This window comes from Streptacidiphilus neutrinimicus (assembly GCF_000787815.1).
Classification (GTDB): domain Bacteria; phylum Actinomycetota; class Actinomycetes; order Streptomycetales; family Streptomycetaceae; genus Streptacidiphilus; species Streptacidiphilus neutrinimicus.
In genome coordinates this window covers 5,092-27,925 of sequence record NZ_BBPO01000006.1, presented here as the reverse complement: position 1 = coordinate 27,925, position 22,834 = coordinate 5,092, and the positions used below count along the sequence as shown (strand labels likewise).

At 73.5% G+C, this 22,834-nt stretch carries 18 protein-coding genes; 12 read left to right on the top strand and 6 right to left on the bottom strand.

Annotated elements, in window-relative coordinates; translation table 11 throughout:
* Positions 1 to 25 precede the first annotated feature (25 nt).
* A complete protein-coding gene (locus TR48_RS06310; RefSeq protein ID WP_042364911.1) occupies positions 26 to 820 on the bottom strand; it encodes an alpha/beta hydrolase in 795 nt (264 codons plus the stop codon).
* Positions 821 to 868: 48 nt separating this feature from the next.
* On the bottom strand, positions 869 to 1,306 hold the full coding sequence (locus tag TR48_RS06305; protein WP_084728896.1) for an Lrp/AsnC family transcriptional regulator: 438 nt from the start codon (positions 1,304 to 1,306) through the stop codon (positions 869 to 871).
* A gap of 152 nt (positions 1,307 to 1,458) precedes the next feature.
* Here TR48_RS06305 and TR48_RS06300 point away from each other — a divergent pair, with 152 nt between their 5' ends.
* From TR48_RS06300 to TR48_RS06275, 6 genes are all read left to right on the top strand, one after another.
* Entirely contained in the window at positions 1,459 to 2,256 is a 798-nt protein-coding gene (locus TR48_RS06300) for a tryptophan 2,3-dioxygenase (RefSeq protein WP_042364910.1), read from the top strand.
* Positions 2,253 to 3,497: a kynureninase gene (kynU, locus tag TR48_RS06295; RefSeq protein WP_236652036.1), complete on the top strand. Its 1,245-nt coding sequence runs from the start codon at positions 2,253 to 2,255 to the stop codon at positions 3,495 to 3,497. The genes TR48_RS06300 and kynU overlap by 4 nt, the downstream gene beginning before the upstream one ends.
* A gap of 105 nt (positions 3,498 to 3,602) precedes the next feature.
* Positions 3,603 to 4,640 carry an EamA family transporter gene (locus TR48_RS06290; RefSeq protein ID WP_042365020.1) on the top strand — a complete coding sequence of 346 codons (1,038 nt, stop codon included), beginning with the start codon at positions 3,603 to 3,605 and terminating at the stop codon, positions 4,638 to 4,640.
* 48 nt (positions 4,641 to 4,688) lie between these two features.
* Positions 4,689 to 4,967 (top strand): hypothetical protein, encoded by a 279-nt coding sequence (locus TR48_RS06285; protein ID WP_152627824.1) that lies wholly within the window; start codon positions 4,689 to 4,691, stop codon positions 4,965 to 4,967.
* 95 nt (positions 4,968 to 5,062) lie between these two features.
* Complete coding sequence (locus TR48_RS06280) at positions 5,063 to 5,596, top strand: group II truncated hemoglobin (protein WP_042364908.1); 534 nt, start codon at positions 5,063 to 5,065, stop codon at positions 5,594 to 5,596.
* Positions 5,597 to 5,692: 96 nt separating this feature from the next.
* Positions 5,693 to 6,637: a 2-dehydropantoate 2-reductase gene (locus TR48_RS06275; protein WP_042364907.1), complete on the top strand. Its 945-nt coding sequence runs from the start codon at positions 5,693 to 5,695 to the stop codon at positions 6,635 to 6,637.
* Between the two features lie 335 nt (positions 6,638 to 6,972).
* Here the strand turns inward: TR48_RS06275 and TR48_RS06270 are convergent, their stop codons facing one another.
* The 3 genes from TR48_RS06270 to TR48_RS06260 form a co-directional block, all read right to left on the bottom strand.
* The gene (locus tag TR48_RS06270; protein ID WP_042364906.1) at positions 6,973 to 10,965 is read right to left on the bottom strand and encodes a hypothetical protein; all 3,993 of its coding nucleotides are present in this window, start codon (positions 10,963 to 10,965) and stop codon (positions 6,973 to 6,975) included.
* Positions 10,966 to 11,533: 568 nt separating this feature from the next.
* Entirely contained in the window at positions 11,534 to 12,124 is a 591-nt protein-coding gene (locus tag TR48_RS06265) for a TetR/AcrR family transcriptional regulator (protein ID WP_042364905.1), read from the bottom strand.
* Positions 12,125 to 12,175: 51 nt separating this feature from the next.
* Entirely contained in the window at positions 12,176 to 13,414 is a 1,239-nt protein-coding gene (locus TR48_RS06260) for an amino acid deaminase/aldolase (protein WP_042364904.1), read from the bottom strand.
* 136 nt (positions 13,415 to 13,550) lie between these two features.
* On the opposite strand from TR48_RS06260, the gene TR48_RS06255 reads away from it, so the two are divergent.
* The 6 genes from TR48_RS06255 (at position 13,551) to TR48_RS06230 (ending at position 20,035) form a co-directional block, all read left to right on the top strand.
* The gene (locus TR48_RS06255) at positions 13,551 to 14,867 is read left to right on the top strand and encodes a D-arabinono-1,4-lactone oxidase (protein WP_042364903.1); all 1,317 of its coding nucleotides are present in this window, start codon (positions 13,551 to 13,553) and stop codon (positions 14,865 to 14,867) included.
* Positions 14,868 to 14,946: 79 nt separating this feature from the next.
* The gene (locus TR48_RS06250) at positions 14,947 to 16,416 is read left to right on the top strand and encodes an AMP-binding protein (protein ID WP_268873563.1); all 1,470 of its coding nucleotides are present in this window, start codon (positions 14,947 to 14,949) and stop codon (positions 16,414 to 16,416) included.
* A 138-nt stretch (positions 16,417 to 16,554) separates the two neighbouring features.
* Positions 16,555 to 16,926: a YciI family protein gene (locus TR48_RS06245; protein ID WP_042364901.1), complete on the top strand. Its 372-nt coding sequence runs from the start codon at positions 16,555 to 16,557 to the stop codon at positions 16,924 to 16,926.
* Positions 16,923 to 18,149, top strand: coding sequence for an RNA polymerase sigma factor (locus tag TR48_RS06240; RefSeq protein WP_042364900.1), 1,227 nt, complete (start codon positions 16,923 to 16,925; stop codon positions 18,147 to 18,149). Before TR48_RS06245 ends, TR48_RS06240 begins: the two co-directional genes overlap by 4 nt.
* A gap of 75 nt (positions 18,150 to 18,224) precedes the next feature.
* Positions 18,225 to 19,298: a PucR family transcriptional regulator gene (locus tag TR48_RS06235; protein ID WP_042364899.1), complete on the top strand. Its 1,074-nt coding sequence runs from the start codon at positions 18,225 to 18,227 to the stop codon at positions 19,296 to 19,298.
* Positions 19,299 to 19,330: 32 nt separating this feature from the next.
* Positions 19,331 to 20,035, top strand: coding sequence for a Clp protease N-terminal domain-containing protein (locus TR48_RS06230; protein ID WP_042364898.1), 705 nt, complete (start codon positions 19,331 to 19,333; stop codon positions 20,033 to 20,035).
* Here the strand turns inward: TR48_RS06230 and TR48_RS42990 are convergent.
* Positions 20,020 to 22,834, bottom strand: a 2,815-nt coding sequence (locus TR48_RS42990; protein WP_369405558.1) for an AAA family ATPase, incomplete at its 5' end; no start/stop codon positions are given. The genes TR48_RS06230 and TR48_RS42990 overlap by 16 nt on opposite strands.

Here is a 22,834-nt window from a genome sequence, read left to right as displayed (position 1 = left end):
TCCGAGCGCGGGCGCCCCTGGGCGCTCAGGACTCCAGGGCTGCGAGGAGGTGGGGCCAGGCGGGGGAGGTCGGGTCGATGACGCCGAAGTGCTCGACGCCCTCGAGCTCCACGAGGTGGGTCTCGTCGCCGGCCTTGCGGGCGGCCTGGGCGTAGGCGCGGGACATGGTCGGCGGGACGTCGTCGTCGTCCGCGCCGTGGATGAGGGTGACCGGGACACCCAGCGGGAGCAGCGCGGCGGGATCACAGTCCGCGTAGCGGGCGGGGAGGACGTCGACGCCGCCGCCCATCATCGCGCGGGCCGCGCCGCCGCCCAGGTTCCATTCGTCGCACAGGCGCAGCGAGGCGCAGCCGGCCAGGGAGACCACCGCGTCGGGACGGCCCCCGGAGTGCCACGGCGAGCCCCCCGGGAGACGGCGGCGGGCCGCCGCCCACAGGGCCAGGTGTCCGCCCGCCGAGTGGCCCACGTAGACCGTCCGCGACGGACGCGGGCCCTCCGCGGCGACCGTCGTCGCGAGGGTCTCCATGCAGACCGCCACGTCGTCGAAGATCTCCGGCCAGCCGGGCGTGCGGCGGTACTCGGGGACGGCGACCAGGTAGCCCTCGGCCGCCAGCGCCTCGGCGAGCGGCGCGGTGTGGTGGCGGTCCCAGCGCGGGCGCCAGAAGCCCCCGTGGAAGAGGACCACGAGCGTCCTGCCCTCGCTGCCATCGCCGCCGCCCCGCGGCAGCAGGACGTCGACGACCTGCTCCGGGTGGCTCCCGTACGCGTGCGTGCGGTCGGCCTCCAGCCGCAGCGCGCGCAGCGCCTCCTCGTCCGCCATCCCGCTCACTCCCCCTCCGCAGAACTTCAGACCGACCCTCCGCAGAACTCAGACCGGCTCGACCGGCCGCCAGCGCAGCGGGGTCGAGAGGATCATTGTGCTCGACGGCTGGCCGTACTCGGCGAGCCGGTCGATGAGCTCCTCGAACTCGGCCATGGTGGCGACCGCCACCATCAGCACGCAACAGGCGCCGCCGGTGACCCGGTGCAGCTGCAGCACCTCCGGCCACTTCGCGACCGACGGGTCCCGCAGGACGCAGCGCGGGCCGTAGCACTGGACCTGCACCAGCGCGGAGACCACGCGGCCGGCCCGGCTGAGGTCGACCTCGGCGTGGTAGCCGGTCAGCACGCCGGACGCCTCCAGGCGCCGGACCCGCTCGGCCACCGCGGGGGAGGACAGGTTCACCCGCCGCGACAGCTCGTTGAAGGACAGCCGGGCGTCCTCCTGCAGCTCCGCCAGCAGGCGCCGGTCGACCGCGTCCAGCACGCCCCTCACCTCACACTTTCCGATCACTAAGCCAATCGGCTCATCGCCTTTTCCAGGCTAAGCCGTTTGCCGCCGGGGCAGCCCGTCGCCCATTCAACGGGACGGCCAACCGCAGCAGAATGAAAGCGACCACCGCGCCTGGAGGACCACCCATGCCTGCGACGCCCGCATCCACGCTCAGCGAGCCGACCACACCCAAAGTCGACTTCGCCGCCGCGACCACGCCCTACGCCGCCTACGCGGGGATCGACACCCTGCACTCGCTGCTGCACCCGCTCAGCGAGGAGCCGGCCGAGACCACCTTCATCGTCGCCACGCAGGTGATGGAGCTGCTCTTCGGCCTGATCCGGCACGAGTGGACCCGCGCGCAGCAGGCCCTTCGCGTCGACGACCTGCCGGCGGCGATGTCCGCGCTGCGCCGCGGCCTGGGCGCGCAGGACGTGCTGGTCAACTCCTGGGAGCTGCTGGCCACGATGACCCCGGTGGAGTTCAACTCGTTCCGGCCGGTCCTCGGGGAGGCGAGCGGCTTCCAGTCGTACTCGTTCCTGCACCTCGAGTTCCTGATCGGCAACAAGCACGAGCGGCTGCTGCGCCTGTACGCCGGCCACCCGGAGGTCCTCGCGGACCTGCGGCGCACGCTGGACTCACCGAGCCTCTACGACGACGCGCTCGCCTACGTCGAGCGGCGCGGCCTGGACGTCTCGTCCCCCGTCGCCGCATGGCTGGCCGCGTACGCCGACCCGAAGCAGGACGAGGTGTGCGCTCTCGCCGAGCTGCTGATGGACGTCGCCGAGCGGGTCACCCGATGGCGGCAGCGCCACCTGTCGGCGGTCAAGCGCTGTATGGGCGCCAAGCCCGGCACCGGCGGGTCCAGCGGCCTGAGCTGGCTGCGCCACGCGGCCGAGCAGGACGTCTTCCCGGACCTCTGGGCCGTGCGGGACGCCCTGTGACCGGCCACGTGACCGGCCCCGTGGGCGCGCCGACGCGCCAGGAGGCGCTGGACCTGGACGCCGTCGACCCGCTGCGCGGCTTCCGGGACCGCTTCACGCTCCCCAAGGACGTCCTCTACCTCGACGGGAACTCCCTCGGCGCGCTTCCGGCACACACGCCGGAGCGGCTGCGCCGCATGGTCGAGGAGGAGTGGGGCCGAGGCCTGATCCGCAGCTGGAACGAGGCCGGCTGGTACGACCTCCCGCGCGGGCTGGGCAACCGCATCGCCCCGCTGGTCGGCGCCGCGCCGGACCAGGTCGTCGTCTGCGACTCGACGTCGGTGAACCTGTTCAAGGTCCTCAGCGCGGCGCTGCGGCTGAACGCCGGCCGCTCGACCGTCGTCAGCGAGGTCGGCAGCTTCCCCACCGACCTCTACATGACCGAGGGCCTCGCTCCCGCACGGCGGCTGCTGATCGGCCGCGACGCGCCGACGCTCGACGCGCTGCTCGACGAGGACACCGCCGTGGTGCTCCTCTCCCACGTCGACTACCGCACCGGCCGGCTCCAGGACATGGCCGCGGTCACCGAGCGGGTGCACGCCGCCGGCGCGCTGATGGTCTGGGACCTGTGCCACTCCGTCGGCGCGCTCCCGGTCGCCCTCGACGCGTGCGGCGCGGACTTCGCCGTCGGCTGCGGCTACAAGTACCTCAACGGCGGCCCCGGCGCGCCCGCGTTCCTCTACGCGGCCCGGCGTCACCACGACGACGCGCGGCAGCCGCTCAGCGGCTGGTTCGGCCACGCGGACCCGTTCGCGATGTCCCCCGACTACCGTCCCGCCGACGGCATCGGCCGCTTCCTGACCGGCACGCCGCCGCTGCTGAGCCTCGCGGGTCTGGAGGCCTCGCTCGACGTCTGGTCGGAGGTGGACCTCGCGCAGGTCCGCGTTAAGAGCCTCAGCCTCACCTCCTTCTTCCTGCGGCTGACGGACGCGCTCGGCCTGGAGTCGGTCACGCCGCCGGCGGAGGACGAGCGCGGCAGCCAGATCTCGCTGCGCCACCCGTCGGCCTACGCGGTGGTCCAGGCCCTGATCGCCCGCGGCGTGATCGGCGACTTCCGGGAGCCGGACATCATGCGGTTCGGCTTCACCCCGCTGTACGTCTCCCACGCGGACGTCTGGGACGCGGCTGAGGCGCTGCGTCAGGTGCTGTCCACGGGCGAGTGGGCGCAGCCGCGCTTCGCGGAGCGGGGCGCCGTCACGTAGCCCGGGAGCACGGGGCCGGGGCGCTGAGACGGCTACCGGCGAGTCAGTAGCGTCAGCGTGAGACACCGCTGTCAAAAGGCCCGGGCCCCTGCCACAATGCGGGGCATGCACACCCGTTCCGCCCGCTCCAGCCTCGGGCTGCCTCTCGCGCTGGTCAGCGCGTTCGCCTTCGGTGGTTCCGGCGTCGCCGCGAAACCGCTGATCGAGGCGGGGCTCAGCCCGTTGCAGGTGGTGTGGGTGCGCATGGCCGGCTCCGCCCTCGTGCTGCTGCCCGTGACGATCCGGCACCGGGGCCTGCTGCGGCGGCAGCCGTGGCTGCTGCTGGGCTTCGGCCTGCTCGGGGTGACGCTCGTGCAGGTGTCGTACTTCTTCGCCATCTCCCGCGTGCCCGTCGCCATCGCCATGCTGCTGGAGTACCTCGGCCCCTCGCTGCTGCTCGCGTACGTACGCTTCGTGCAGCGGCGGCCGGTCACCCGGGCGGCGGCCCTGGGCGCGCTCACGGCGACACTGGGGCTCGCGCTGGTGGTCGAGGTGTGGACCGGCCTCGGCGGGCTGGACCCGATCGGCGTCCTGTTCGGGCTCGGCGCGGCCTGTGCCCAGGTCGGCTATTTCGTGATCTCGGAGAAGGCCGGGCGTTCCGTCAAGGACGGCCCCGCCGAGCGGATCGACCCGATCGCGCTCAGCGGCTTCGGCCTGCTGATCGGCGCGCTGCTGATGACTCCGCTCGCCCAGCCGTGGACGCTGCCCTGGCACGTGCTGGGCGGCGAGGCCGCGATGGGTTCGCGGCACGTCCCCGCCCTCGTGCTGGCGCTGTGGATGGTGCTGGTCTCGACCGTCGTCGCTTACCTGACCGGGGTCGCCTCCGTCAGCAGGCTCTCCGCGCCGGTCGCCTCCGTGATCGCCTTCCTGGAGGCGATCGTGGCGACGGTGCTCTCCTGGTTCCTGCTCGGCGAGCACCTGTCGACGCCGCAACTGCTGGGCGGCGGACTGGTGCTGGTCGGCGCGTTCGTCGCACAGACCAGCCGGAGGGTGGAGACCACCACGGTGGTCGCCCTGGGTGCGGAGCCCCTTCCGGTCGGCGGGACGGACGAGACCGGCACGGAGGGCGCCGGGGAGACCGCCGGCGAGGCCGCGTCCCACTGACGCCGTACCCGACATGCGGGACCGGGCGGGTGCGCGCATCGTGGTCCCATGAGCACGATGCAGAGTAAGAACAGCAGCACCATCCCGGGCTTCCGCCCCAACACCCAGCTGCTCGCGGCCGGTGCCGCCATGACCGGCTTCGGCGCGCTGGTCGTCGCGGCCGGTGCCGCCATGGTCGGGTTCTCGCTCGCCATGGCCGGACGCCGCTGGGTCCAGAGCTGGGAAACCGCGCCGACCGAGATGGCCCAGCGCACCCTCAACCAGGCCCGGGTCGCCTCCCAGGCCGGACTCGAAGCCTGGCGCGGGGCCAGCCCGTCGATGAACTGACGGTCGCGCACGGCCGAAGTACCCGAACCGCTTGCGCGGGCTCCTGCAACGACGTAATCATGATTACAAAGGAGCCCCGCAAGAGGAGAACTCTCGTGAGCGAGCACGACGAGCACCACGAGAAGCGCGAGAAGGCAGAGAAGGCAGAGAAGCCGTCGACCCCTTCGATCCTCGAATGGGCCGGCGGCCTGGAGGCGTTGCAGCGCCTGACGGCCACGTTCTACGGCAAGCACGTCCTCAGTGACCCGCTGCTGGCACCCCTCTTCGCCGGGATGGACGCCGAGCACCCTCAGCACGTCGCCCTCTGGCTGGCCGAGGTCTTCGGCGGTCAGGACGGCCCGCGCGGCTACTCCGAGCGGCGCGGCGGCCACCCGCACATGGCGAGCCGCCACCTGGGCCGCCACATCACCGAGGAGCAGCGGCGACGCTGGGTGGCCCTGCTGATGGACTCCGCGGACGAGGTCGGGCTGCCTACCGACCCCGAGTTCCGCGCCGTCTTCACCTACTACATCGAGTGGGGCAGCCGGATGGCCCTGATCTACTCGGGCGAGAACCCCCCTCCGATCGACGCCGCGCCCATGCCGCGGTGGTCCTGGAACCAGACGCCTCCCTGGCAGCCGTCCGCCTGAGTCCGGAAATACCGGCGGACAGCCGCCTGTTGTCGCCTGCGGACGTCAGGACGTCAGGACGTCCCAAGATCGCGGGGCAGTGGGAGGGCGGGCACGATGCGAATCCTCGTCGTCGGGGCAGGGGCTACCGGGGGCTTCTTCGGCGGCCGGCTGGCCCTGGCGAGCCGGGACGTCACCTTCCTGGTGCGCCCGCGCCGGGCCGCGGCGCTGCGCGAACGCGGCCTGCGGATCGTCGGCGCCGGCCTGCGCGGGCCGGAGCAGGAGCTCCGCCCGCGGCTGGTGCTGCCGGGCGAGATCGACGGCCCCTACGACGTGGTGCTGCTCTCGGTGAAGGCGGGCGCCCTGGCCCCGTCCCTGGAGGACGTCGCACCGGCGATCGGCCCCGGCACGGTGATCATCCCCTTCCTCAACGGCATGGCCCACCTGGCCGCGATCGAGCGCAGGTTCGGCGCGGACGCGGTGCTCGGCGGGGTGGTCCGGGTCTTCGGCACCCTCGACGACAACGGCGACGTCCAGGTCCTGGACCGCATCAGCGCGTCGGTGATCGCCGACGTGGTGATCGGCGAGCCCACGGGCGGCAGCAGCGCGCGCGTCGAGCGGATCGGCAAGGAGTTCTCCGACGCCGGCTTCGGCGTCACGGTCTCCCCCGACATCCTCGGCGTGATGTGGAGCAAGTGGGTCTTCATCAGCACGCTGGGCGCGCTGACCACGCTGATGCGCGGCTCGGTCGGCGAGATCGTCACCGCGGGCGGCGCATGGCTCGGCCCTGCGCTCCTCACCGAGGCCGCGGCGGTCGCCGCGGCGGCGGGCCACCCGCTGCCGGCCGCGACCCTCGACCGCGTCGCGGCGGGGCTCACCCGCGCGGACTCGACGGACACCGCGTCCCTCTACCGTGACACGGCAGCGGGGCTGCCGACGGAGGGCGACCACATCCTCGGCGACCTCACCGCGCGTGCGCGGGCCTTCGGCGTCGAGACCCCGCTGCTGGACCTGGCGGCCCTTCACCTCCGCGTCCACGAATTGCGCCTGAAGCCCCTTTAGCCTTGAGCAGTCATCTCATGGCCAGCAGGCTTCAACTGTGACAATCGTGAGGCGGTTGGCGCCGGCCGGGCTGCGGCAGCTGTTTCAGCGGGGGGTGCCGGCGTCGCCGACACGTCCGCAGGGCGGTGGCCGACGCCGCTACCGGGACGGTGAGGTGTTCGCCGCGATTGGAGGCGTAGCCGGTCGCGCTCGCGTTCGGCGAACTGCCGGTCCAGCGCCGCCCGACACCGGCATCGACCACCTCAAGCTCCCCCGGGTCGCACTGCGACCGGGGCAAGCGAGGGCCCCGGCCGCACGGGTGCGCGGTCGGGGCCCGGTGCTCTCAACTGTTCGGGTCAGGAGGCGAGGTAGCCCTCCAGGTCGGCGACCACCTGGATGTTGCCCGGCGTGTTGTTGTAGAAGTCGACCACGCCGTTGACCACCGGAACCACCACCTGCGTGGTGACCGTCTGGCCCGCCAGGACGATGACGTTGGGAAGACGCTCGACCGGTTGACCGTCCGGGAAGACGGTGAGTGCGCCGCCGTTCTGCGCACCCGTGACGGTGACGCTGAGCACGACGGCGGTGACCGTGTTCGGGAGGTTCGGCAGGTTGCTGACGTTGAGCTGTGCCGCCGCGTGCGGAAGCACCGTCGTGCCCGAACCGCCCAGACCGGTACGGGTGTCCAGCGCACGGACGGGGGCCACCGCCAGGTACAAGGAGCCGGCCGTGGCGTAGTAGCCGACCACGTCGGCCGTCAGGTCCACCGTCCCGGCCGATCCGTTGTAGAGGTCGACCCTGCCGCCGACCACCGGAACGGTGACCAGGCCCGTGACGCTCCGGCCCGCCATGAAGGTGAGCTGGCTCACGTGGGGGACGGCCTGTCCGTAGCCGAAGGCCGCCAGGTAGCCGGACTTGGCCGGCGCGAGGGCGCCGACGTTCAGCACTACCGCGCTGACGTGGGCCGGAACCCCGCCGACACCGGCCAGGGTGACCGCGATCGCCCGGTCGGCGGCCACGTGCGCCTTCCGAGCGCCGAGACCGGTACGGGTGTCGAGGATCCGCTCGGGCCCCATCGGGTCGAGCCGCAGGTGATTGCCGACGGAGGTGTAGTAGCCGGCCAGGTCGGCGCTCAGGTCCACCGTCCCGGCCGATCCGTTGTAGAGGTCGACCCTGCCGTTGACCACGGGGACGGTGACCTGGGCGGTAGCCGTCTGACCGAGACCGAAGGAGAGGTCGGTGACCTGGGGTCGGGCCGTACCGTCCGCGTAGGCGGTCAGCGCCCCGGCCCGGGTGGGGGCCGCGGCGGTGACGGAGAGGACCACCGAGGTGACTCCGGCGGTCGGAACGTGCGCTACGCCGTCCACCAGCAGCCGCACCAGGTGCCCGGGTGCCACCCGTGCCTTCGGCGCGCCGAGGCCCGTGCGGGTGTCGAGCACACGGCTCGGGTTGAGCGGCACGAAGGTACCGGCGGGCACCGGGCTCGGACCGGCGGTCACACGGTAGGCGCCCGGCAGGTAACCGGGAGACGGGGTGCCCACGCTGTAGCCGACGCCGTCCTGCACCACGTCGTAGGTGCCGGGCGCGACCCCACGGGTGTTGAGCCGCACGGTCAGCGCCGTCGCGTCCCCGCTGAGCGAGACAGGCACGGTGATCGCGTAGTTGGCCGCGTTCATGCCGTTCTGCGCGAGATCGATCCGCGTCGCCAGGTTGAGGTTCTGGCCGTGGACGACGACCGTGTTGAGGCCGCCCGACGGGCCGGAGGCCGGCGTGACCCCGGTGACCTGCGGATAAGGTGTCCGGGCCGCGCAGTTCGTGTCGCAGGCGCCCTGGAAGGTCAGCGAGAGCGGCAGCGCGGACAGGTACGGGAAGAGCACCATGACGTCCTGCCCGGCCGGGTCGGTCGAGGCAGTCTGACAGCCGATCGACGTCCCCGAGACCCCGTTGCACAGACCCATCGCCTGCGACCAGCCGACTCCCCACCCGGCTGCGGACTGCATGCCGATCACCGGCTGGTTCGCACTGCTCGCCCCTGCGGTGTAGAGCCAGAACCGCTGGCTCGGCTGGACGGCGACCACGGCGCAGTAGCCGGCCGCCGCCTCCGAGAGGGAGGCCGTGATCGGCTTCCAGCCGGTCGCGGCGTCGAGCGGGTGCGCGGTGCACTGCGAAGCCCAGCCGGAGGCCGTGCCGACCCGCCAGGTGTCCACATGGGCGGTGATGGACACGCCCTGGTAGTTCGCCGCGGTCACCAGCACCTGGTAGGAGGTCTGGCCGGTGACCTCGCAGGTCGGGCCATGCTGCCAGCACAGGATCGTGCCGTTCGGGTCGGCCACCTGGAGCACGGCGCCGGCCTGGGTCAGCGCCGAGGTGCGCACGCCGAGGGCCAGCTTGTCCCCGACGGCGGCGGTCACCCGCAGGCAGCGGCTGTCCAGGTCGGAGCCCAGCAGCAGCGTGGTGGACGGGCCGCCGGGGACCGTGGAGGCCGGGGTCGCGCAGGCAGCGGTGCGGGACACGTCGCGGCGGACCAGGTGGTAGGTCTCAGGTTTCGGGCTGACGGTGATCAGCAGCGCCGTGTACGCCACGCCGGTCCGGTAGGAGCAGAAACCCGTGCTGTTACCGGAACAGACCTGCTGACCGGTCGGGTCGTTGACGTAGGTCGCCCCGTTCACCACGTTCGAGGTGTTCGAGTAGTCGATCATCTCGCCCGTGGAGTGCGCGTTCGCGGGGATCGCGAAGCAGGCGACGTCCGCCGAGGGGGTCAGCGAGGCGGTCGCGCCATAGGAGCTGCCGAAGCCGGACTGCGGCCAGGCGCGGCAGCCCGTCTGCGAGTCGGTCCGCTGGGCCAGCAGCCGGTAGCCGCCCTTCGCGGGCTGGCCGGACAGGAGCACCCGGAAAGGGGCGGTGCCGGCCAACGGGCAAGTGGCGTAGGAGAAAGTGGCATTCGGGCACTGCTGTGCACCGGTGGCGTCGACAACCTGCGCCTGCGGGGCGGAGCCGTCCGCGGTGGGCTGGTCGAAGAAGTAGTCGGACAGGCCCGAGGCGGTCGGCAGGGTCAGGCAGATTTCCTCGCCCGCGCCGCTGAAGGCACCGGTGGCCGGGCCGGTGGAGAAGCCGGTGTCGGTGGCGGAGGCGCAGCCGCGCGACTCGCTCGCGGAGATGAAGACGACGCCGAAGTGCGCCGGGCCGCCCAGCCACGGGCTGACGACGAAGTCGTAGCTCCCGGCCGCCAGCTGGCAGGTCGGGCCGGAATTGGTGCAGGCGAGGGTGCCGTCGGTCTTGTAGAGGGTGCCGCCGAGGCCCTGCTGGTCCGTGCTCGCCGCGTAGACCTGGTACAGCCCCGGGGCGGTCACCTGGAGCGTGCGGCAGCGATCGGCGCCGCTGAGGTCCGGAGCCGCGCCGTAGACGCCCTGCGCCGTGGCAGCACAGCCCTGCGGCTGGGTCACGTCATTGAGCTGCAGGTCGTAGGAGTCGACGTTGCCGTTCGCGTCGTCGACCAGGACGCTGTAGGGGGCGGTCCCGGTCAGCGTGCAGTCACCGAAGGTGTCGGAGCAGATCTGCGTGCCGGTCGCGTCGTAGACCGTCACCGCCAGGCTGCCGTTCGAGGGCGAGTACGCGTCGGCGCGCAGGACGTGGCCGCTTGCCATGGGAAGCCTGTAGCAGTCGCCGACGGCGCTGGCGTCCAGGCTGCCCTGCAGCGTCGGTGCGGTGAAGGACGGGTCCACGGTGGTGCAGCCGGCGTCGGAGAGCAGCGGGAGGAACGCCAGCGTGTACGACGCATTGCTGTTCTGCACGGCGACCGTGTAGGTGCCGGCCTGCGAGGTGTGACACTGCGGCGGCAAGGACCAGTTCGGCGCGGCACAGTTGAGCACCGTGCTGTCCGGCGCGGCGACCGTGAAAGGCAGTTGGCTGCCGCCGGAGCCGTATGCGCGGATCGCGAGCAAGTCGGTGGCCTGGCCGAGCGTCAGCGTGTAGCTGTCGGTGCCGGTCGCGGACGGAGTCGTGCAGGAGTAGACGGTGCCGGCGACGATCGCGCCGGAACAACTGCTGACCGTCTGCGCGTTGGCGAGCGCGGTGCGCACGGCGGCGGCGCGGGCCGTCGTCCGGGCGGCGAGCTGCGCGCCGGTCCGCGGTGGTGCGGGCAGCGCGGACTTGGCGGGTGCGACCGGCTTGGTCGTCAGTCGCACGCCCGGCCGCGGCTTGGCGGGGACGGGCGGCGGGGTCCGGTGCTGCTTCTGGCTGCCGCCTGCCGACGTGGCCGGCCTCGTCGTGGCGGCGTGCCCAGCGGTGTCGGCGTTCGGGGTGGTTGCGGCGCTTGCGACGCCGGCCTGCCCGAGCAGGGCGACCAGCATGGCGAGCGCGACGCCGGCCGATCTCCAGCCCCTGCGAGGTCCTTCTCTATGACGGTAGGGAATGTGCATGTTCTTTCCTCCCCCAATGGCGCGAATTCGCGGGCTCCCGAGCCACCCCGGAAAGCGAGGTGGATACTAGCGGCACCTCTCGTTTCTGCGACATGCGATTCCCGCTGCCGACTGGGCAGAGGGACCCGGGCCTCGCGCGAGGCGCGAGGCCGGGGCCCTCGGGGTGGGCCACATTCCGCCCGTTTCACATGAACAGGCCTGGTTCAACCGGATTCAGTGATGTTCGAGCACGTTCAACCGAACGGTGTCAGGACCATGTTGTAGGCGAAGGCGACGATCAGGTACGCGAGCGTCCGGTGGCATCCGAGGGGCGCGAGGCTCTGCCGATCTGCGGCTCCTCCCCCAGCCTTCGGCCGGGAGGTGCCCCAGCGCGGGCGCGAGCAACCACCCTGCGCGGATGGCCCTGCTCGATGAGGACCACCCGATCGTCGGTGGCTTGTCGCGCAGTTCCCCGCGCCCCTGGATAGTGCAAACCCCGTGCGGGAGCGAAACCTTGGCGTTAGCGCGCCACGGAGATCAGGTACTGCGCGTACTCGTCCAGCGCGGCGCTCGCGGCCGCGTCGTCGCGGTCGATGAGCCAGTTGAGGGTGAGGCCGTCGAGGACGGCGAGGCCGTAGCGGGCGAGGGTGGGGAGGGGGACGGACCACTCGAAGCCCGCGAGGCGGGCCATCGTGGCGAGGGAGTCGCGGTTGACCTCGAGGTAGCGGCCGTACTGGTGGCGGGCCACCTCCGCGAGCCCGGGCTGGCGGAGCGCGTACTGGGTCAGCTCGTACGTCAGCAGGTGCTCCTCGGGGGTCGCGCGGATGCGCGCCCAGTAGGCGTGGAGCGTGTCACGGACAACCGCGGCGAGGGGCGCGCCCTCGACGCCCGCCGCGACGGCGGGCGCGAGCGCTCCCTGCATGATGCGTTCGACCACGCTCTGCAGCAGCTCCTCCTTGGAGCGGAAGCAGTAGTGGAACGCGCCCAGCGGCAGACCCGCCTCGGCGACGATCGCGCGGGTCGTCGCCTTCGCGACGCCTTCCCGGATCATCACCTTGATCGCCGCCTCGATCAGCTCTTCGCGTCGCTCCTCGGCGGATCGGCGGGACATGACTGACTCCTGGTGCAGAGAACGGCAGGGGAACGAGACGTCCGAGGCACGCTACAAGAAGGCGTGGCCCTCGCCGCGGTAGGTCGGGGCCTCGCCCACGATCCGGTCGCCCTCGACGAGGTGGAGGCGGTCCACGCGCTCGCACAGCTCCCCCGCCTTGGCGTGCCGGAACCAGACGCGGTCGCCGAGGCGCAGGCCGTCCGCCGCGTCGCCGACGAGCGGCGTCTGCACCTCGCCCGCGCCCTCGGTGCCGACGAGGCGCAGGCCGGGCGGAAAGACGGGGGTCGGCAGCCGGTCCGCTCCGGCCGGCCCGGAGGCGATCCAGCCGCCGCCGAGGACCGTGACGTGCCGCGGCGCGGGGCGGCGGGTGACGGTCAGTGCGAAGTACGCGGCGGGGTACGGCGTGAAGGCCCGGTAGTGGTCGAACAGGCGCGGCGCGTACAGGCCGGATCCGGCGCCGAGTTCGGTGACCGCGGCCTCGGACGAGGTGGCCTCGAGGCTGCCGGTGCCGCCGCCGTTGACGAACTCCAGCGGCGCGACGTCCTGGACGGCGCGCACCGCGGCCGCGCGGCGGATGCGCAGCTCCTGCGCGGACATGCGCTGCATCAGGCGCACCCCGGCGCGCATCAGCGGGGAGCCCGGCTGGTTGTCCGCGAGGCCGGCGATCTGGCCCTCGTAGGACATCACCCCGACCAGCCGCAGTCGGGGCCTGGCCAGGACCGCGCGGGCCAGGGCGCCGGCGGCGGCCGGGTCGTGCAGGGGCGAGCGGCGCATGCCGAGGTGGATGCGGCCGCCGAGCAGCCGCAGCGAGGCGTCGAGGTCCAGGCAGACGCGCACCGGCGGCCCGTCCGCGCCCGCGGCCTCGGCGGCACGGGTGATCAGGTCGAGGTGTTCCACCGAGTCGGCCATGACCGCGATCCGCGCGGCGGCGCGCTCGTCGGCGGCGAGCTCGCGCAGCGAGTCGACGTCCGCGCACGGGTAGCCGACGAGGATGTCGCCCAGCGACTCGTCCGTGGTGCGGGCCAGCCAGAGGGCCTCGGGAACGGTGAATGCCAGGACGCCCCGGTAACCGGGGGTGCGCAGCACGTCCTCGATCAGCGGGCGGCAGCGCAGCGACTTGCTGGCCAGCCGGATCGGCTTGCCTCCGGCGCGGGCCGCCATCCGCTCGGAGTTGGCGCGCAGGGCGCCGAGGTCGATGACCGCGAACGGGGGCCGCAGCTCGGCGGTGGCCCGCTGGAGCTGGTCGAAGGTGGCGGGCGACGTGGTCTTCCTGGGCGTCTCGGTCGTCATCGAAGGGCCTCTCGCTGGACCTGCCGGGGCTGGTACGAGCCCGCGCTGTGTCCGGCAGCGTGACTTGTTCAGTTGTCCAAGTCAAGGCTCCTGGACCCTTGACTTGGACAACTGAACAAGTTCACCCTTCCGTGTCATGACGAACGCGTGGCGCAACTGGGCAGGGAACGAGCAGGCACACCCGGTGCGGGTCGCGCGGCCGGCCGACGCGGGCGAGGTGGCCGTCGAGGTCGCGGCCGCGATCCGCGACGGGCACGGGGTCAAGGCGGTCGGCTCAGGGCACTCGTTCAGCCCCACCGCGGTCGCGCCCGGCGTCCAGCTCCAGTTGGACCGGATGAACCGGCTGGTCTCCGTCGACGCGACGTCCGGGCTGGTCACCATCGGCGCGGGCATGCCGCTGTGGCAGCTCAACCCGCTGCTCGCCGAGCACGGACTGGCCATGGAGATCCTCGGCGACATCGACCGGCAGACGATCTCCGGCGCGATCTCGACCGGCACCCACGGCTCCAGCACCCGCTTCGGCGGCATCGCGACGCAGGTGCGCGCGCTCGAGATCGTCCTCGCCGACGGCTCGGTGACGCGGTGTTCGGCGACCGAGCAGCCCGAGCTGTTCGCCGCCGCACGGGTCGGGCTCGGCGCCCTCGGCGTCATCACCCAGGTCACGCTCCAGTGCGTGCCGCTGTTCGCGATGCGCGCGCAGGACACCCAGCGGCCCGTCGCCGAGGTCCTCGACGGCATGCAGGAACTGGCGGACGGCCACGACCACTTCGAGTTCTTCTGGTTCCCGCACAGCGAGGTCTCGCTGACCCGACGGTTCACCCGGCTGCCGGCGACCACCCCGCTCACCCCCGTCGGGGCGCTGAGCGCGCGCCTGGACGAGGCCCTCAACGGGCCCGGCTTCGAGGCCCTCTGCCGGATCGGCACCCGCTTCCCCGCCACCGTCCGCCCGATCGCCCGGTTCGCGGCGAAGGCGATGTCGGCACGGGAGTGGACCGACCTCTCCTACAAGATCTTCGCCTCGTCCCGCCCCGTCCGCTTCCTGGAGGGCGAGTTCGCGATCCCGCGCGAGCACGCGGCGGACGCTCTGCGGGAGATCAAGCAGTGGATCGACCGCAACGACGAGCGGGTGTCCTTCCCGCTGGAGATCCGCTTCGTGGCCGCGGACGACATCTGGCTCTCCACCGCGCAAGGGCGGGAGAACTGCTACATCGCCTTCCACCAGTACCACCGCATGCCGCACGAGCGGTACTTCCGGGCCTGCCAGGACATCCTCTCCTCCTATGGCGGCCGCCCCCACTGGGGCAAGATGCACGACCTCGACGCCGCCGCCCTGCGTCCGCGCTACGCGCACTTCGACGACTTCGTCGCCCTGCGCGACAAGCTCGACCCGACGGGCCTGTTCACCAACCCGTACCTGGACCGGGTGCTGGGCAGGGCTCCGCAGGCCCGCTGAGGCAGAGCGAAGGTCGGACCGACCCCGGGCCCGGCGGGCTAGCGTGGTGCCATCGCCCTCGGCTCCAGGAGGAATGCACGTGAGCAACGGTCCCCTCTTTCCCGCCGTCGCGGCCGGCGGTCCCGCGCCCGCGGTGAGCTTCGGCGCGCGCGAGCTCGACTACGCGCGGCTGCGCACCGCCGTGCTGGCGACAGCGGCGAGCCTCGGCGCGGCGCGCCGGGTCGCGCTCTGGGCGACGCCGACGCTGGAGACCGCCGTCGGCGTGGTCGCCGCGCTCGTCGCAGGCGTGACGGTGGTGCCGCTGAACCCGAAGAGCGGGGAGCGCGAGCTCGCGCACGTCGTCGGCGACAGCGAGCCCGAGCTGGTCCTGGCCGCCGCGGACGACGAACTGCCCGGCGTCCTCGCGGGCCTGCGGGTGGTCACGCCGCAGCTCTCGGCCGGCGGTCCCGGTCCGGAGGCGGCCTGGCCGGCCGAGCCGGACGACGAGTCGCCCGCGCTGATCATCTACACCTCGGGGACCACCGGGCCGCCGAAGGGCGCGGTCGTCCCCCGCCGCGCGGTCCGCACGACGCTGGACGCTCTGGCCGAGGCGTGGGCGTGGACGGGCGACGACGTGCTCGTGCACGCGCTGCCGCTGTTCCACGTGCACGGGCTCGTGCTCGGGATCCTCGGCCCGCTGCGGCGCGGCGGCAGCGTGCGGCACCTGGGGCGGTTCTCCACCGAGGGGGTCCGGGACGAGCTCGCGTCGGGGGCGACCATGCTGTTCGGCGTGCCGACGATGTACCACCGCATCGCCCAGGACCTGGAGGCCGACGACGCGGGGCTGGCGAAGGCGCTGGCGGGCGCCCGGCTGCTGGTCTCCGGCTCGGCCGCGCTGGCGACCCGCGACCACCGCGCGATCGAGGCGGCCACCGGCCGCCGCGTCGTGGAGCGGTACGGCATGACCGAGACGCTGATGAACACCAGCGTCCGCCCGGGCGCGGACCACCGGCCCGGCACCGTCGGCACGCCGCTCGACGGTGTGGAGCTGCGGCTGGTCGACGAAGCGGGGGCGCCGTTCGACCCGGCGACCGTCCGTGACGGGGAGACCGTCGGCGAGATCCAGGTCCGCGGCGCGAACCTGTTCAGCGGCTATCTGGGCCGACCGGACGCGACCGCGGAGGCGCTCACCGAGGACGGCTGGTTCCGCACCGGGGACATGGCCGTGCTGGACCCGGACGGCGCGGTCCGCATCGTCGGCCGCAAGTCCACCGACCTGATCAAGAGCGGCGGCTACAAGATCGGCGCGGGCGAGATCGAGAACGTGCTGCAGGACCACCCGGCCGTCGCCGAGGCCGCCGTGACCGGCGAGAGCGACCCGGACCTCGGCGAGCGCGTGGTCGCCTGGATCGTCCCGGCCGACCCGGCCGCGCCGCCGACCGCCGACGAGCTCGCCGCGCACGTCGCGGCCCACCTCGCGCCGCACAAGCGCCCGCGCGAGGTCCGGTACGTCGCCGCGCTGCCGCGCAACGACATGGGCAAGGTGTTGAAGCGCGCCCTCGGCGGGTGACCTCCCGCACGTGACCTCCGCGTGCGGAGTCCGCGGGCGCGGCGATGTCGGGCGTGGCGATGTCAAGAATCCGGCGGCCGCTCCGACCACCTGTCGACAAGGCCCTTGCGAGGGCCGCCGAACGACAAGGAGTACGAGATGAAGTTCCTGATCGGCCTGCACATCAACCCGGCCGTGCTGGACGCGCTGACCGACGAGGAGAAGGCGGCGATCGGCGCAGGACACGGCCGGTTCATCGCGGAGCTGAAGGAGTCCGGCGAGCTGATCACCACACAGGCGCTGGTCGACCCGTCTCAGGCCGCCGTGGTGTCCGTCCGCAACGGACAGCCGGTGGTGACCGACGGGCCGTTCCTGGAGTCCAAGGAGTTCCTCGGCGGCTTCTACCTGGTCGACTGCGAGAACAAGGAGCGAGCGGTCGAGCTGGCCGCCCGGATCCCGGACAGCGCGATCGAGGGCCTGGGCGTCGAGGTGCGTCAGGTGATGTTCTCCGACGGACACTTGGAGGCATGACGGCGACGACCGCCCTGGAGGACCTGCTGCGTGGGCTCACGCCGCAGGTCCTCGGCGCGCTGGTCCGCCGCTACGGCCGGTTCGAGGGCTGCGAGGACGCCGTCCAGGAGGCCGTCCTCGCGGCCGCCGTGCTGTGGCCGTCCGAGGGCGTGCCGGACAACCCGCGCGGCTGGCTGACCACCGTCGCCTCCCGGCGGCTGATCGACCAGGTGCGCAGCGACCAGGCCCGGCGCGCACGCGAGACGGCGGCGGCCGCCGAGTCGCCGGCCGAGCTCGCGCCGCAGGACGTCCCCGACACCGACGACACGCTGGTGCTGCTGTTCCTGTGCTGCCACCCGACGCTGACGGCCGCCTCGCAGACGGCGCTGACGCTGCGCGCGGTCGGCGGCCTGACCACGGCCGAGATCGCCCGCGCGTTCCTGGTGCCGGAGGCCACCATGGCGGCCAGGATCAGCCGGGCCAAGCAACGGATCAGGGCCGCCGGGAGCGCGTTCACCCTGCCGCGGGGCGCGGAGCGCGAGGAGCGGCTCCAGGTCGTCCTGCACGTGCTGTACCTGATCTTCAACGAGGGCTACACCGCCTCGTCCGGCGACACGCTGCACCGCGCCGACCTGGCCCGCGAGGCGATCCGGCTGACCCGCCTGGTGCACGCACAGCTGCCCGAGGACGGCGAGGTCACCGGCCTGCTCGCGCTGATGCTGCTGACCCACGCCCGCCGGGACGCCCGCACCACGGCCACGGGCGAGCTGGTGCCGCTGGCCGAGCAGGACCGGACGAGGTGGGACGCCGCGCTGGTCGACGAGGGCACCGACCTGGTCCGGGCCGCCCTGGCCGGCCCGTCGCTGGGGCCCTACCAGCTGCAGGCCGCCATCGCCGCCACCCACGACGACGCGTCCTCGGCCGAGGAGACCGACTGGGCGCAGGTGCACGCCCTCTACCTGATCCTGGAGCGCATCGCGCCCAACCCGATGGTCACCCTCAACCGGGCCATCGCCCTCGCCGAGGCTAAGAGCCCGCAGGCCGGGCTGGAGCTGCTGGCGACGCTGGACGACGACGAGCGGATGGCCCGCCACCACCGGCTGCTGTCCGTCCGGGGCCACTTGCTGGAGCGGACCGGCGACCGGGCCGCCGCCCACGACCTCTACCGCCGCGCCGCGAAGGCCACCGCGAGCCTCGCCGAACGCCGCTACCTGGAGTCCCGCGCCGCCCGGGTGCGGCCGTAACGGGTCGTACGTCCACGGTGCAGCGGGTACGCTGACGCGTCGCTGTCGCTGGGTGCGCGGGGGAGGAAGCGGGAGTTGGCCACCGTCAGAGCTGGGTCGCAGGAGTCCGCGTCGAACGGGAACGACGCGTGGACGCAGACGCTGGAGGAGGTGTCCCACAGCGGCCGCCGGCTGCGCCGCCAGGAGCTCGAGGAGCTGCGCGCCTACGGCGACCACGCCGCCGAGGAGGGGCGCGGGCTCGCGGAGCTGATCGACGAGCGGCTGGCCTCGACCGGCCGGGCGTGGGAGGGGCGGCCGGTGGACGCCGCCTCGATGGCGGCCCTGCGCGCCGCCGTCGCCGCCCTCGCCGCAGGGCACGGCCGGGCCTACCGCGAGCGGCTGCGCCGCGAGGAGGCGGGACGCCGGCAGTTCGTCGCGGACCTGCTCAGCAGCCGCAGCGACCTCGGGCGGCTGGCCGAGCACGCCGAGCGGTTCGGGCTCAACCTGGCCTGCGCGCACGTGGTCGCCGTCGCCGAGGGCGACGGCTACGGCCTGGACGACCCGTTGGTGCGCGGCCTGGAGCGGCAGTTGCTGGGACGCTTCGGCGACCAGGAGGTGCTGCTCGCGGTGAAGCACGGGCGGCTGGTGTGCATCGTGCCGTCAGGCCCCGGGGAGGACGCGGTGGTCACGGCGTTCGCCGAGCTGACGAAGGGCCGCCGGGTGGTCGTCGGCCGACCGCACAGCGGGCCCGGCGGGGTGGTGCACTCCTACGAGGAGGCGCGCTCGGCGCTGGAGCAGGCCGGTCAGCTGGGACTGCCGGGCCAGCTTCTGCACGCGGCCGACCTGCTGGTCCTGCCGGTGCTGCTGCGCGACCGCGACGCTCTGGAGGAGCTCGTGCGCAGCGTCCTCGGGCCACTGCACAAGGCCCGCGGCGGGCCGAGGCCTCTGCTGGAGACGCTGACCGCGTACGCCGACTCGCGCTACGTCACGGCCGAGGCGGCGCGCCGACTCGGCCTGAGTGTCCGGGCGCTGGCCTACCGGATCGCGCACATCGTGCGGCTGACCGGCCTGGACCCGGACGACGCGCTCCAGCGCTACACCCTGGAGACGGCCGTCTTCGGCGCGAGGCTGCTCGGCTGGCCGGACCAGTCACCGTCAATTCCATCTTGACGGCCGACGTCCCGTCAATTTACCGTTGACGCATGAGCCCACTCAACGTCAGTCTCGCCGACCTGATCGCGCGCCTCGACGAGGAACTCCCCGACGCGGACGCCCTGGCCCGCATCAGCGAGGCACAGCTGCGCTCCCAGACCCTCTCCGACCTCGGCGACCAGCTCGTCGGTCACTACGTCGGCAAGGCCAAGCAGGCCGGCGCCTCGTGGAGCGAGATCGGCGACGCCATCGGGGTGTCCAAGCAGGCCGCCCAACAGCGCCACGCACCGGGCGTGTTCGAGCGGTTCACCGACCTGAACCGGCACTGCGTGGTGCTGGCGCAGGAGGCCGCCCGCACGCACAAGCACGACTTCATCGGCACCGAACACCTGCTGCTCGGCCTGCTCGGCGAGACCCGGGGCCTGGCCTACGAGCTGCTGACCGCGAAGGCCGGGTCGGAGCAGCGCGTCCGCGACGCCGTGGCGGGGGTGCTGCCGCCGTCCGGGCGCAAGGCGCTGCGGGGTCACATCGCGTTCCGGCAGGAGAGCAAGGAGGCCCTCGAGGAGGCGTCCCGCGCGTCGGCCGCCCTCGGCCACGACTGGGTCGGCACGGAGCACACCCTGCTGGGCCTGATCCGCGTCGTGGAGAGCCCGGCCGCCCGGATCCTGCGCGACCTGGGCTTCACCTCGGACGAGCTGCACGAGACGGTCAGGGCCGAGGTCGCCGAACGGTTCGGACCTCAGCCCCCCGCGTAGGCCGCGCACAGCTCCTGCCAGCGGGCGGCCTGCTCCGGGGTGGCCCGGTCCCGCAGCCGGGCCAGGGCCAGCAGATTGGCCTCCGCGGCGTTGCCGAGCGTGCGGGCCTCGGCGAGGTAGTGGTCGTCGAGCAGGGCCTCGACCTCGGCGTCGCTCTGGACCGGGTCGATCCGGGCGGCGAGCTGCGCCATGGTGCGGTACGAGCCCTGGAGCAGGAACGGCGGCTCCGTCCGGGCGCTCTCCTCCTGGGCGGCGGAGGCGATGTAGGCGCCGTTGACGGCGAGGACGGTGCGCTGCACCCGGCGCAGCCGGGCGAACGTGGCGACGGCCCGGTCCAGGTCCGGCACGGGCCGGCCGAGCTGGTCCGCCTGGGCCGCGGGATCTCCGTCGGCGAGCGCGACCAGCAGGCGCAGGTCGGCCGGGTCCGCGCCGACGAGCGGGGCCAGCACCGGATTCGCGGCCAGGGCGTTCTCCAGGAAGGACAGCGCGAACAGGCTCTGGTGGCCCGTCAGCACCTCGCCGAGGTTCCAGACGTCGGCGCGGTTGGCGAGCATGTCCGGGATCTCGAAGCGCTGTCCGTTGGCGGTGTACGGGTTTCCCGCGAGGCAGACGGCGAAGCGGCGGCCGCGCAGGTCGAAGCTCCGGGCGACGCCGTCGCTGACGGCCTCCACGCGCCGCTGGGTGTCGCAGAGCGGGATGAACTTCTGCAGCAGCTCGGCGGAGACGTGCTGGATGTCGTCGACGTGCAGCAGGACGTTGCTGCCCGCCTCCAGGGCGAAGACGATCTTCTCGACCTCCCGGCGGGCCGCGGCGTCGGGCGCGCGGTCGGGGTCGAGCGAGGTCGTGCCGGAGCCGAGCGCGGGGCCGTCGACACGGACCATGAGCAGGCCCAGACGGTCGGCGACGTACTCCAGCAACGTGGTCTTGCCGTACCCGGGCGGGGACAGGAGCAGCAGCAGACCGCTGCGGTCGGTGGTGGCGGTGGCGTCGAGCGTGCCCAGCTGCTTGGCCAGGTTGTCGCCGACCAGCGGCAGGTAGACCTGGTCGATCAGCTGGTTGCGGACGAACCCCGCCAACGGGCGCGGCCGGTAGTCGTCCAGACGCAGCCGGGCCCGCTCCGCGGACAGGACCTCCGCGCGCTGTCGCTGGAAGGCGCGGAAGGCCGGCGCCCGCTCCTCGCGGAACACGCGGGCCCGGTAGGGCAGTTCGTCGATGCGGACGGTCAGCCGGCCGTCCCTGACCCGGGGGTGGGCGCCGAGCAGTCCGGTCACGGTCTCGCTGACGGCCGCGCCGACCTCGTAGCGCGGCAGCTCGGGCGCGCACAGGTGGGCGACGGCCTCGGCGAGCTCCCCGACGTCCTCTCCTCCGCCCGCTGCCGGTTCCTCGCCCGCGCGGGCGGCCGCGTAGGCGCCGAGCCACGCGGTTGCGAGCTGCCACCGGGCGGCCAGGTCCTCGTCGAGGGCCTTGAGGTCGGCGCCGAGGGCGGGCGCGGCCTCGGTCTGCCCGAAGCCGTCGAGGAGCGTGCGGGCCGCGACGCCGACGGCGAAACCCTCACGCGGATCAGCGAGTTCGGCGACCAGGTAGTCGCCCGTCCGCGACACCGGGGGCAGGCCGAGAGAGTTCGTGAACTCCGCCGCCGCCGCGGAGAGTTCGGACGCCAGGTCGGACAGCGCGCCGACCGTGCCGGTGGCGCCGAAGTGAGTGCGGGCGAGCACGAGGGAGCGGGCGCGGCGCTGCCACGCGGCGCGTTGGGCGTCGGTCGCGCCGTGGGCCCAGAACAGTTGCGCGGCCGCGCGCACGTCGGCCGGGTGCTCCAGCAGCCCGGCCCGGGCGCGCAGCCGCAGCAGCGCGTCGAGGATGAGCGCGGCGTCGTGGTCGTGGACGCCGCGCTCGTAGCCCTCGTCATAGGCCCGCTCAGCCGCCCGCCGAACCCCGGCGAGCAGCACCTCCCAATCCGCGCCCCCGGCGCCTCCCGACCCGGGGCTGAGGCTGACGTCCGGCCCGATGTCCGTACCCCCCACCGAGCCCAGGGCGGAGCCCGGCCCGGCACCGAGCGCGGAGCCGGAGCCAGCGGCCACCGCGGAACCGGAGCCCGTACCCGGACCGAACACGGAGCCGGAGCCAACGCCCAGGGCCGAGCCCGGGCCAGCGGCCAGCGCCGAGCCGGAGCCCGTACCCGGGCTGAACGCGGAGCCGGAGCCGAGGACGGAGCCGGAGCCGAGGGTGAAGCCGGAGCCAACGCCGAGCGCGGAGCCGGGGCCAACGGCCAGTGCCGGGCCGGAGCCCGTGGCTGCGTCCGGCAGGAGCGCGGCGGCGAGGTACTCGGCGCGGTAGAGGGCCGGGGACTCGCTGACCAGCGGCTGCGTCCAGAACGCGCGGCCGTCCAGCAGCTGCGGCAGCCGCGCGGGGCGGCGGTAGCCGGTGCCGGTGACGAGGAAGGCGAGGCCCTCGCCGTCGGGCTGCAGGGTCAGCTCGACCGGCTCGCGGCGCACCGCGAAGCGGTGACGGCCCAGCCGGACGCTCGCGCCGCCGTCCCCGGAGAGGTCGGCGCGGTCGCGCAGCTCGCGCAGGGCGGTGCGGACCGCGCCGCTCAGACCGTCCTCCAGCTCCTGGGAGCGCACCTGGTCGTCGAGGGCGCGCAGCTCCGCCGCGGCCGCGCGCACGCGCACGGCCATCGGGTCGGCGGCCGACGCGCCGTGGATGTCGGCGGCCGAGCCCAGCCCGGCGAGGCGGCGGCGCAGCGCCTCCAAGGCGCGCTGCGCGGAGGCGGCGATCCGGTCGGCACGCCCGGCGGCCTCG

What these genes read in the sequence shown, in the direction of transcription:
- TR48_RS06310 (WP_042364911.1), bottom strand. Translation starts at nt 820, where the DNA reads ATGGCGGACGAGGAGGCGCTGCGCGCGCTGCGGCTGGAGGCCGACCGC.
- TR48_RS06300 (WP_042364910.1), top strand. Translation starts at nt 1,459, where the DNA reads ATGCCTGCGACGCCCGCATCCACGCTCAGCGAGCCGACCACACCCAAA.
- TR48_RS06290 (WP_042365020.1), top strand. Translation starts at nt 3,603, where the DNA reads ATGCACACCCGTTCCGCCCGCTCCAGCCTCGGGCTGCCTCTCGCGCTG.
- TR48_RS06285 (WP_152627824.1), top strand. Translation starts at nt 4,689, where the DNA reads ATGAGCACGATGCAGAGTAAGAACAGCAGCACCATCCCGGGCTTCCGC.
- TR48_RS06275 (WP_042364907.1), top strand. Translation starts at nt 5,693, where the DNA reads ATGCGAATCCTCGTCGTCGGGGCAGGGGCTACCGGGGGCTTCTTCGGC.
- TR48_RS06270 (WP_042364906.1), bottom strand. Translation starts at nt 10,965, where the DNA reads ATGCTGGTCGCCCTGCTCGGGCAGGCCGGCGTCGCAAGCGCCGCAACC.
- TR48_RS06265 (WP_042364905.1), bottom strand. Translation starts at nt 12,124, where the DNA reads ATGTCCCGCCGATCCGCCGAGGAGCGACGCGAAGAGCTGATCGAGGCG.
- TR48_RS06260 (WP_042364904.1), bottom strand. Translation starts at nt 13,414, where the DNA reads ATGACGACCGAGACGCCCAGGAAGACCACGTCGCCCGCCACCTTCGAC.
- TR48_RS06255 (WP_042364903.1), top strand. Translation starts at nt 13,551, where the DNA reads ATGACGAACGCGTGGCGCAACTGGGCAGGGAACGAGCAGGCACACCCG.
- TR48_RS06245 (WP_042364901.1), top strand. Translation starts at nt 16,555, where the DNA reads ATGAAGTTCCTGATCGGCCTGCACATCAACCCGGCCGTGCTGGACGCG.
- TR48_RS06240 (WP_042364900.1), top strand. Translation starts at nt 16,923, where the DNA reads ATGACGGCGACGACCGCCCTGGAGGACCTGCTGCGTGGGCTCACGCCG.
- TR48_RS06230 (WP_042364898.1), top strand. Translation starts at nt 19,331, where the DNA reads ATGAGCCCACTCAACGTCAGTCTCGCCGACCTGATCGCGCGCCTCGAC.